The organism is Streptomyces sp. NPDC002130, from assembly GCF_040296465.1.
Taxonomy (GTDB): domain Bacteria; phylum Actinomycetota; class Actinomycetes; order Streptomycetales; family Streptomycetaceae; genus Streptomyces.
Genome location: NZ_JBEOXI010000688.1, coordinates 1 through 1,712, shown reverse-complemented (window position 1 = coordinate 1,712; position 1,712 = coordinate 1). Strand labels below are relative to the sequence as shown.

The following is a 1,712-nucleotide window of genomic DNA, read 5'->3' as shown; positions in this document are numbered from 1 at the left end:
CGTGCCGGCGCGCAGGCCGCTCACGAAGCGTTCCAGGCGCTCCAGGCCGTCCAGGTCGAGGCCCCGGGGTGCCCGTCGAACTCGACCGACCGCATCCGGCCGCCGATCTGATCGGCTTCGTAGACAATCGGTTTGAGACCGATCTTGAGCAACTCGTAGGCCGCGATCATGCCGGAGAGTCCGCCACCGATCACGGCAACCTCGGTACCCAGTGCCAGGTCGGGCACCGAGCCGAGTCCCGCCGGACTGGAAACGTAGTCGTCGTACGGGAACGGAAAATCCGGTCCGAACATCGTGAGGGGCGGCTGCTTGCCGGGTTCCGAGGAACTGTCCGGAGCTACTGGGATGGTCATCTACGGTTCTCCTTGGAGACAGTCGTGACAGGAAGGTCTGGATACAGATCGAGGCGTCGATCGTCGAGATGTGTATTGAGAGTGCGCGATTGCGCGACGGTGGCGGCGGCGATGTCCGCGAAGAGCAATTCCTGGTCGCCGCCGGCCCTCGCCAACTCGGCACCGTCTGGTGCGATGGCGCACGAGAGACCGCAGTAGGTCAGCTCGGTTTCGGCACCGCAGCGATTGACGTAGGTGACGAACATCTGACTCTCGTAGGCGCGGGCCGGAACCACTTGCTGCGCAATGTGTTCGTAAGGAGTCATCAAGCCTGTCGGCACGATGAGCCATTCGGTACCGGCGTCGGCGTGTGCCCGAACCGCTTCGGGAAACTCCACGTCGTAGCAGATCAACAATCCGCAGCGGATACCCTCGAAATCGAACCCGACCACCAAGGTCTCACCTGGCCGAAAGTGCTCACGGTCGAGCGTGCCGAACAGATGCGTCTTGCGGTAGTGCGCAAGCGAGGTGCCGTCGCGGCCCACCACCTGCACACTGTTGTAGACATCTCCCCCGTCGAGTTCGGGGTAGCCGTAGACGACTGCGATGCCCGCACTTCGAGCAATCGCGGCGACGGAATCGAAGATCGGGCCGTCGGCCGGTTCCGCGCGTAGCGACACCAGTTCGCCGATGTCGTAGCCGGTTGCGGACATCTCCGGCGTCAGAAGGATCCTCGCGCCGGACTCAGCAGCCTCACGGGCAGCGGTGTCGATCGCAGCGAGGTTGAACTCCACCGACGCAAAGGTGTCCGGTGTAGTGAGCGGACCTTGGAACAGGCCAACTCGAACTGAATCGACATGCATGGTGCGCTCCTTCAGGAGTTCCGTGACGCCAATTTTCGACGGTGTGTGTGACGGGGACAACTACCAGCGTGACGGGTGCCGCCAATCATGTCAACTCTTGTTTCCTAAGAATCAACATTCACGGATTCGAGCCTCACGAAGACGACGCGCGGGGCCCTTCCGGCAATGCCGGATTCAAGACCCACAGAACCTTCGCCAGAACCGAGCCTTCGGCCTGAAAACTATGGTTGTGCGTCGGCGTGAATGTGAAGGAATCGCCCGCCGCAAGCACGACGTCCTCGGCGTCGACGGCCTCACCGTTCGGATCCGTCCGACCGCCCTCGAACGAGACCCGCAAGCCGCCCTCGAGCACGTGCACGAAGTTCACGTCGATCGGCAGACTGTAGAACTCCTGACCACTTCCGCCGCCTGGTTCCAGCTCGCCGAGCAGCACCTGAATTCGACGCTCGTTGGTAGGCGTGAGCAGGTATTCCGTCATCTTTTCGCCGCCGAAGCTGATTTGCGGCATGGCATCGGC

At 62.4% G+C, this 1,712-nt stretch carries 2 protein-coding genes and 1 pseudogene; all 3 read right to left on the bottom strand.

What is annotated here, in order from left to right:
- Positions 1-53: 53 nt before the first annotated feature.
- Positions 54-353, bottom strand: a pseudogene (locus ABT116_RS44455) (NAD(P)-binding protein); the annotation flags it as partial.
- Positions 350-1,195, bottom strand: coding sequence for a carbon-nitrogen hydrolase family protein (locus ABT116_RS44450; RefSeq protein ID WP_351646595.1), 846 nt, complete (start codon positions 1,193-1,195; stop codon positions 350-352). The gene ABT116_RS44450 and the pseudogene ABT116_RS44455, both read right to left, overlap by 4 nt.
- A gap of 133 nt (positions 1,196-1,328) precedes the next feature.
- Positions 1,329-1,712 (bottom strand): cupin domain-containing protein (locus tag ABT116_RS44445; RefSeq protein WP_351646593.1); only part of this gene is annotated, 384 nt, incomplete at its 5' end.